Source organism: Azospirillum sp. (assembly GCF_050789165.1).
On sequence record NZ_JBOZRT010000113.1, the window covers coordinates 1 to 8,024 of the forward strand.

General features: G+C 68.1%; 7 protein-coding genes and 1 pseudogene. 6 read left to right on the forward strand and 2 right to left on the reverse strand.

Features of this window, described 5'->3' with window-relative positions; translation table 11 throughout:
* The first annotated feature begins 143 nt into the window (after positions 1–143).
* From ACRWK7_RS25660 to ACRWK7_RS25685, 6 genes are all read left to right on the forward strand, one after another.
* Positions 144–269, forward strand: coding sequence for a hypothetical protein (locus ACRWK7_RS25660; protein ID WP_431859167.1), 126 nt, complete (start codon positions 144–146; stop codon positions 267–269).
* 187 nt (positions 270–456) lie between these two features.
* Positions 457–1,866, forward strand: a complete 1,410-nt coding sequence (locus tag ACRWK7_RS25665; protein WP_431859168.1) for a DUF4910 domain-containing protein — start codon at positions 457–459, stop codon at positions 1,864–1,866.
* 24 nt (positions 1,867–1,890) lie between these two features.
* Positions 1,891–2,775, forward strand: a complete 885-nt coding sequence (locus ACRWK7_RS25670; protein ID WP_431859169.1) for an AAC(3) family N-acetyltransferase — start codon at positions 1,891–1,893, stop codon at positions 2,773–2,775.
* Between the two features lie 150 nt (positions 2,776–2,925).
* A complete protein-coding gene (locus tag ACRWK7_RS25675; RefSeq protein ID WP_431859170.1) occupies positions 2,926–4,596 on the forward strand; it encodes an HAD-IIIC family phosphatase in 1,671 nt (556 codons plus the stop codon).
* Positions 4,593–5,498 carry a methyltransferase gene (locus ACRWK7_RS25680; protein WP_431859171.1) on the forward strand — a complete coding sequence of 302 codons (906 nt, stop codon included), beginning with the start codon at positions 4,593–4,595 and terminating at the stop codon, positions 5,496–5,498. Before ACRWK7_RS25675 ends, ACRWK7_RS25680 begins: the two co-directional genes overlap by 4 nt.
* A gap of 9 nt (positions 5,499–5,507) precedes the next feature.
* Positions 5,508–5,753 (forward strand): acyl carrier protein, encoded by a 246-nt coding sequence (locus ACRWK7_RS25685; protein ID WP_431859172.1) that lies wholly within the window; start codon positions 5,508–5,510, stop codon positions 5,751–5,753.
* Between the two features lie 12 nt (positions 5,754–5,765).
* On the opposite strand, the gene ACRWK7_RS25690 is transcribed toward ACRWK7_RS25685, so the two are convergent.
* Together ACRWK7_RS25690 and ACRWK7_RS25695 are read right to left on the reverse strand one after the other, a co-directional pair.
* Positions 5,766–7,304 carry a tetratricopeptide repeat protein gene (locus tag ACRWK7_RS25690; protein ID WP_431859173.1) on the reverse strand — a complete coding sequence of 513 codons (1,539 nt, stop codon included), beginning with the start codon at positions 7,302–7,304 and terminating at the stop codon, positions 5,766–5,768.
* A 319-nt stretch (positions 7,305–7,623) separates the two neighbouring features.
* Positions 7,624–7,908, reverse strand: a pseudogene (locus ACRWK7_RS25695) (integrase core domain-containing protein); the annotation flags it as partial.
* Positions 7,909–8,024: the final 116 nt, after the last annotated feature.

Below are 8,024 nucleotides of genomic sequence, written 5' to 3' on the forward strand. Positions count from 1 at the left end.
CCCTACCAGACCGGCCACCCGGCGCAACACCTCTCTTCAGCTTAAAGTAGCATCCCGCGCAGCACCGGTCAGGACGAGCACGTCACGAACAAATTCTCATCTTCATTGGCAATAGTGGGTTCACCGGTACGGCCGGGCAGTTGATGTACGACAACAGCTACAGCGGCTTCACCTTGGTCCAGGGTGACGTCGATGCTGACGGCCTACCCGACCTGACCATCGTGCTGAGCGGATCGCATGTGCTCACCGCAGGGAACTTCTGGCTGTAGCCGATACCGGGGCGGCGGGCGGCGCCGCCCCGGTTTTGTCTCCTCACTTCTCCGCCTGGAGCCGCCACGTCAGCCCCCCAGGTTTACGGCGGTCTCGCATGCTGATAGGGTTCCACACCGGGCCGCACCAACCGGCGGCACAGTCAAACCCCTAGAAAAAATGGGGTGTTGCAGAGGGTATGCGTAAATGGTGATGGCTCCGCAGCCGGGTTCCCGCTCCAGCTTCCTGTACCCGATGCCGGTCCGCAGTGACTTCGATGTCCGGCGGGTGAACGAACTTTTGGAACCGCACTGGAAGCTGAACCGGTCGGCGGTCAACGCCGACACGGACATTCTGGCGCGCTACCTCGCCGAGCAGCTCGGTGCCCGCGTGATCGAGGCGAAAAGCGGCGAGGTGTGCCTGAACTGGACGATGCCCAGCCACTGGCATGTCCGCAAGGGACAGCTGCGGAGGCTCGACGGCACGGTGCTGTGCGATTTCGCCGACAATCCCCTGTATCTCTGGACCCATTCGGTCGGCTTCCGCGGCACCGTCAGCCGCGAAGACCTGCTCGCCAACCATGTCCAGACCGATCCATCGCGCCCCGACGAGTTCCTCTACTACTACCGCAACGGCTACAAGCCGGCGGTGCGGCAGTGGGGCTTCAGCCTGCCGTACCGGCTGGTCGAGACGCTCACCGACCCGCAGTACGAGGTGGAGATCGACGCCGACCTCGACACCGACGGCACGCTGAAGGTCGTGGACGCCTTTCTGCCCGGCGAGTTGCCGGACACCGTCTTCATCATGGCGCACACCTGTCACCCGGCGCTGGTCAGCGACGGCATCGGCTGCATCGCCGTCGCCAACGAGCTGTTCCACCAGCTCAAGGCCCGTCCGTGGCGGCGCTATTCCTACCGCTTCCTCTACGGGCCGGAGTATTTCGCCGCCGCCGCCTACCTGGCCAAGGCCGAGCCGGAGACCATCGCGAACCTGAAGTTCGGCATCTACCTGGACATGCTGACAACCCACGAGCCGATCGGCTTCCAGCGGTCCGTCCGCGGGAATTCCCGCATCGACCATGTCGCGCACAACGTGTTCTCGTCGCACCGGCCGCTGCTGATCGACCGGCCGAGCCGCGCGCTGTGGGGCAACGACGAGATGTTTTACGACGGCCCCGGCTTCGACATCCCGACGATCGGGCTCGGCCGGCTGATGCACCGCGAATACCACTACAACACCGACGACCTCACGCACGTGAATCATTATCACGTGCAGGAAAGCCTGTGGATCCTGGGCCGGATCGTCGAGGTTCTGGAGACCGACTACGTGCCGGAGCGCCGGTTCGACGGCCCGCTCTACCTGTCGCGCTACCCCGACCTGCAGGCGAAGGTGCCGGCGCTGGCCACGTCGGCGGGCAGCCACCGCCTGCTGATGCTGACGGATGGGCGGAGCTCCTGCCAGGACCTCGCCCAGACTCTTGGGCTGGACTTCTTCCAGGTCCGGCAGTTCTTCGACGAACTCTGCGTGCTCGGGCTGGCCGAGCGGCGGGAACGCCAGCCCAAGCCCGTGGACCAGGGAACCGATGAGGCCCTGCTGTCCCACTTGGGCGGGCACTGACACGCGCGGGCCGGGATGCGCTCCGTGACCGCCGACGACATCCGCGCCGCCCTCGCCGCCGTCGGAATCGGACGGGGACAGGTCGTCTTCGCCTACACCGATCTGCGCACGGTCGGGATGGTGGAGGGGGCCGGCGACCGCGACGCGTTCTGCGACGCCTATCTGGGCGCGATCATGGACGTGCTCGGCCCGTCCGGGACCCTGGTCGTCCCCACCTACACGACGCAGGTCGCCCGCTTCGACATCGACTTCGTGCTGGAGGAGACGCCGACGCCGATGGGCCTCTTCCCCGAGCACGTGCGCACCCGCCCCGGCGCGGTCCGCTCGGTGCATCCCCTGCTGTCCCTGACGGCCTACGGGGCGAACGCCGCGCGGATCTGCTCGGACAACGGCACCAGCGCCTACGGCCCCGAGTCCCCCTTCGCGCGGCTTCTCGAGGCCGGGGCCAGGACCCTGGTGATCGGGCTCGACCGTTACTACGCCATCGGCGGCGTCCACCACCTGGAGGCCGCCTGCCAGCTGCCCTACTGCTACAACAAGCTGCTGAAGTGGCAGCCGATCGTCGGCGGGCAGCGGTTGACCCGCCGCTACTTCGCCACCGTCCGCTATCCGGAGTTCATGGGCATTCCCTACGATTTCCACCGCTTTGCCGACGCGCTGGACGCCGCCGGGGGCATCCTCCGGGCGCCGCTGGGGCGGTCCGAGGTGTTCGCGGCCGACTACCGCCACGCCTTCGAGACCGGCATGCGCCGGCTGCGCGACGACCCCTGGCTGCTCCTCGCCGAACCGCCGCCGTTCGTCTACGGCAGGGTGCCGTTCGACGGCCCGACGGCCACGCACGACCAAGTCGCCGGTCCGGGGGACGCCGACCGCCTGTCCTCCATGAATTGGCTGGGCTATTACCTTTAAGCCGTTGCGCCGGAAGGGAAACGCGCCGTATTGACGGGTTGTTAACCGTGTCGACCCTACGGTGCCTGTGCCTCCGCGACCACGCGGGAAATTATCGGCCCATGAAAATCCTGTTCATCAGTCCCAGACCGCGGCCGAAGGCGCCTTTACATGGCCGGTGACGACTCTTTGCCCCCGCCGACGGCGCCGACGCTCAGGGTGTATCTGGCCGGCAACGCGACGCTGCGCCCTATGGCGGCCGGCGTTCGCGAGGGCGCGCTGGCGGCCGGCGTCGTCGCCACCGTCGCGGACGCGCCCGCGAACCAGTTCGGCCCGCTGTTCTTCGACCCCGGATCCGATTTCTACACCGGCGGCTGGGACGTCGCGGTCCTCGTCCTGTCCAGCCTCGGGCTCACCTCCGCCGGCACCACGCTGCGCGACGGCGTGGCGGACGATCTCGCCGCGGTCGCCGCCGCCATCCGCAGCCGCAGCGAGGCCCGCATCGCCGTCGTGCTGCCCGAACCGCTGGAGGAGGAGTGGGATCCCGACGCCCCGGTCGCCGCGTGGCGGGCCGGCGTGGTGGCGGACATCCGGGCCGCGCTGGACGATCGCGTGCTGGTCATCGACCCACTCCCCACCCTGCTGGAGGTCGGGGCGGCCGCTTGGTACGCCCCCCGCTTCTGGTATCACGCCAAGCTGCCGTGCCACCCGACGGCGCTCGCCGCGCTTGGGCGCGGGATCGGGCGCAGCCTCGCCGCGGGCACCGTCCGCACGGTCAAGCTGGTGGCGTGCGATCTCGACAACCTGCTGTGGGGCGGAATCGTCGGCGAGGACGGCTGCCACGGCTTGGCGCTGGACGTCCACGGCGGCGGCGGCCCCTTCATCCGCCTGCAAGCCTACCTGAAGCACCTCGCCAGCCGCGGACTCGTGCTCGCCGCCGTGTCGAAGAACAACCCGGAGGATGTCCAGGCCGTCTTCCGCGAGCGGCGGGAGATGCTGCTGGGCTGGGACGACTTCGCCTGCGTTTGCGCCAACTGGGAGCCGAAGTCGGCCAACCTGCGCGCGGTTGCGGCGGAGCTGAACCTCGGCTTGGCGTCCGTCGCCTTCCTCGACGACTCACCCTTCGAGCGGGCTGAGGTGCGCGCCGCGCTGCCGGAGGTGACCGTTCCCGAGCTACCGACGGTACCGGAGGAGTATGTGCCCTTCCTGGTCCGCTCCGGCCTATTCGCCACACCCTTCGCCACCGGCGAGGACCGCGACCGGCAGCGGCACTACCGCGAGAACCGGGCGCGGCGGGAGGCGGCACAGGGCGCGCCCGACCTCGCCGGCTTCCTCGACTCGCTGGACCTCTCGGCCGAGATGCTGCCCATCGACGCCGCCACCATTGAGCGCGCGGTGCAGCTCATCGCTAAAACCAACCAGTTCAACCTGACGGGCCGGCGCCACGCTTTGGCCGCGGTGCGGGCGATGGCTGACGCCCCCGGCGGCTTCGCACGCTGCTGCCGGGTCGCCGACCGTTTTGGGGACAACGGCATCACCGGCGTGCTGATCGCCGTGCCGGAGGGGCAGAGTTCCTGCCGCATCGACACCTGGGTGCTGTCCTGCCGGGTCATGGGGCGGGCGGTCGAGCGGGCGATGTTCGCGACGCTGGTGGACTGGGCCGCGGCGCGCGGCGTACGCTGGATCGTTGGCGAGCACGTGCCATCGGACCGCAATCAGCCGGTGGCGGGCCTCTATCCGGATTTGGGGTTCGAGCGCACCGGGAGCGGGCTGTACCGGTACGACACCGCCGTTCCCTACGCCGGCAATCGGCACGTCCGCGTCCTGTCCGAGGCATCATGACCCTCCCCGCTCTTCCGACCATTGCGCGCTTCGAGGCGGCGCTGGCCCACGTGGCCCCCTTCATGGCCGGCGCTGTCGGCAAGGGTCGTGCCCGCTTCGGCCGGGAGTGGGAGGACGCCTTCGAGGTATTCCTGTCGCGGTTCTTCGGCGGCGACGACGCGGCCATGGAGCTGGCAATCAAGGGCTACGTCGGCTTCTCGCTGGAGATGGCCAAGCTGCAGAAGCGCTTCGAGACGGAGCGGGTCTACGCCGCCAAGACCTACGCCGAAGCCGCCGCGCAGGTCTACCACAACGAAGAATACGTGAATTCCCTGTACGCGCCGGGGATCCTGCTGAGCCATTACCTGTGGCCGCACTACTTCAGCCAGCTGCGCTATTTCCACAACCGCTTCGCAGCGCTGGTCCTCGCCTCCGGCGACCAACGCTTCTGCGAGGTGGGGGTGGGCAGCGGCTTCTACAGCCGGCAGCTGCTATCCCTGGCTCCCGACGTGCGGGGGCACGCGTTCGACATCAGCGCGCATTCCCTGGACTACACCGCCCGCCACCTGGAGCGGTTCGGCGTGCGGGACCGCTGGGCCGGCACGCTGCGCGACATGATCGCCGAGCCGGTGGACGAGACGTGGCCGTTCATCGTGTCGGCGGACGTGCTCGAACACCTGGAGGATCCGCCGGCCTTCCTGCGCAGTCTGCGCCGCATGCTGCGGCCCGGCGGCACCGGCTTCATCGCGACGGTGATCACCTCGGCCAACACCGACCACATCTACCTGTACAATTCCTGGGAAGAGATCCGCGACCAGCTTGCCGATGCCGGGTTCCGCGTCCTCGACCACCAGGAGGACATCGCCTATGAACCGAGGGCGGACGAGCCCGTGCCGCGTCTGGCCGCCTTCATCGTAACCTGACGGACCGCCATGAGCCTCGACCGTTTCCAGTCCATCTTCCGCAGCGTCTTCCGCGACGACACGCTGGTCGTCCACTGCGATCTCACCGCGAAGGACGTGAAGGGGTGGGATTCCTTCAACCACATCAACCTGATCGTCGCGATCGAGGACGCCTACGGCGTGACCTTCCGCACCGACGAGATGGCGGGCGCAGCCACGGTCGGCAACCTGATCGACATCCTCCGCTCGAAGGGCGTCGACATCGCCGCCGGCTGAGGCGGACACCCCTCACCCCTTCAGGCGGGTGGCCAGGCGCGCGGCGACCTCGCCGACGATGCCTTCCGGCCAGACGCGGCCGGGAACTTGGAAGACAGGTTCCAGCGTCGGGTGCGTCGGATCCCGGCCGTCCGATGGCGCCACGAAGTACGGCGTCTTCATCAGGACCAGGGTGGGAATACCGAGCCCGGCCGCAATCCGGGCGGTGGACGTCAGCGCGGTGATCACCAGATCCATGTTCGCCATCACCGCGGCGGTGCCGTGCAGGTCGTCCCAGAGATCGAGATCCGGGAACCGGACAACCTCCATCCCCACGGACCGCGGAGCCTGCGCGATCTCGTGCTCGACGTCGCCGTGCTGGAAGCAGTACACGCGGACCGGCCCACCCTCTGCCCGGGAGAGAGCGTCGAAGATCGGCCGCCACGTGTCGAGCGGTAGGTATTCCGGCGAGCGCTCCCGCCCGGAGAGCGGGGAGCGCCAGCAGATCCCGACGCGCAGCCCCGGCCCCTTCTCGTCCAGACGGTGCCGCCAACGTTCGGCGAGGGCCGGGTCGGGCTTGAGGACCGGCTCCACCGGCCGGCCGACCATCCGATCCCAGAGAAAGAGCGGAAGGCTGCCGGCTTCGATGAACAGGTCGGCGCGCTCCGGCCCGGTCCGGCTCTCACCGAGCGCATGCCACGTCCCGTCGCGCTTTTCGATCTGCATGGGACGGACCGTCACCTCCGGAAGGCTGCGGCTGACCAACGGAACCAGCTTGGGTGCGACGTCCAGAGTCACGTGGCCGGCCTGCGCCGCAGCCTCGCGGACGAAGGGCAGCAGCCAGAGCTGGTCGCCAATCCCCTGCTCGCCGCAGACGAAGAGGTGGCGCCCGGCCAGGGGCTCGCCGCGCCAGCGTGGGCAGGGAATGGCGCGCACGACATAGTTCCGGCCGGCGGGGTGGAGGCGCCCCTCGTACTGCGTCCACCCCTCGGCGAACCGCCCCAGGGACAGCAGCGACCGGGCCAGGTTATAACGCAGCATCGAATCGTCCGGCACCAGCGCGATGGCTCGGCGCAACAGCGTCACCGCACGTTCCTGCTCGTCGTCGCCGACGGCGTCGGCCACCAGCGCCTCGGCGAAATTGATGTAGCTGGCCGGCCGCTTCGGATCCAGCGCGATCGCCCGGCTGTAGGCCCGCTTTCCAAGGTACGGGCTGCCGGAGACGAAGGCGGCGTCGCCCAGGCCGGCCCACGACGAGGCCCCATCGGGATGACGCGTGAGAATGTCGCGGAAGGCGATCACCGCCTCCTGCGCGCGGCCGAGATCGGCCAGACAGTTGGCCCGGTTGTGCAGAACCGGCAGGGAGTCCGGCAGGGCGGCGGCCAGGGCGTCGTAAATCGGCAGAGCCTCGGCGTGCATGTTTGACTGGCGCAGCAGACCGGCCACCTCGAACAGGAACTCGGGGTCGTTGCCCTTGAAGGGAATCGCAGCCTCGAACGCCTCCAATGCGCCCTTGAGATCGCCTTCGGCGCTGCGGCGGCGTCCCTCCGCGACCAGCTCGCCGGCGGCCATGGCGGCGCCTGTCGGAGCGGCGCTCCTGCTCTTCAGTCTGGTCTTTGGCGGGGAGGCAGCCCTTCTCCCGCTTCTTGCCCGATTACCCGCCTGCTTCTTCACGCCTTACATCTCCTGATCACAAACCCGACAATCCACTGCTGATGTCAAGTCCCGTCAAAAATCGGATGAAGCGATGAACGTGCAATTAAATCGTGTGGATTTCAATAATCGGTTGCAAAACCGGGGAGGATCGATCAGTCGGGCCAGCGGGCGCGGTCGGCCGCCATCTCCGCAGCTGACCTGAGACCGAAGTTTCCTCCGGTCATTGGCAGAGTCTCTATGAGTTATGATGCCCGAAGCGGGCGGTGATAGCAAGCCGGGCCGGGGCATGCCCCGGCCCGGCTTGCGTTGTGGCCGCGGCGACTTCGGCGGGCGTGGCGCTGCCGAGACCGGAGTGCGGCCGGACATGGTTGTAGTCCTCCTTCCAGGTGGCCAGGGCGGCTCGGGCGTGAGGCAGCGACGCGAACAGCGTCTCGTTCAGGCATTCATCCCGAAGCCGCCCATTGAAGCTCTCCACGAAGCCGTTCTGCATCGGCTTGCCGGGGGCGATGTAGTGCCACTCTGTGAATAAGCATGGAATAAGAATTTGTTCGTGACGTGCTCGTCCTGACCGGTGCTGCGCGGGATGCTACTTTAAGCTGAAGAGAGGTGTTGCGCCGGGTGGCCGGTCTGGTAGGG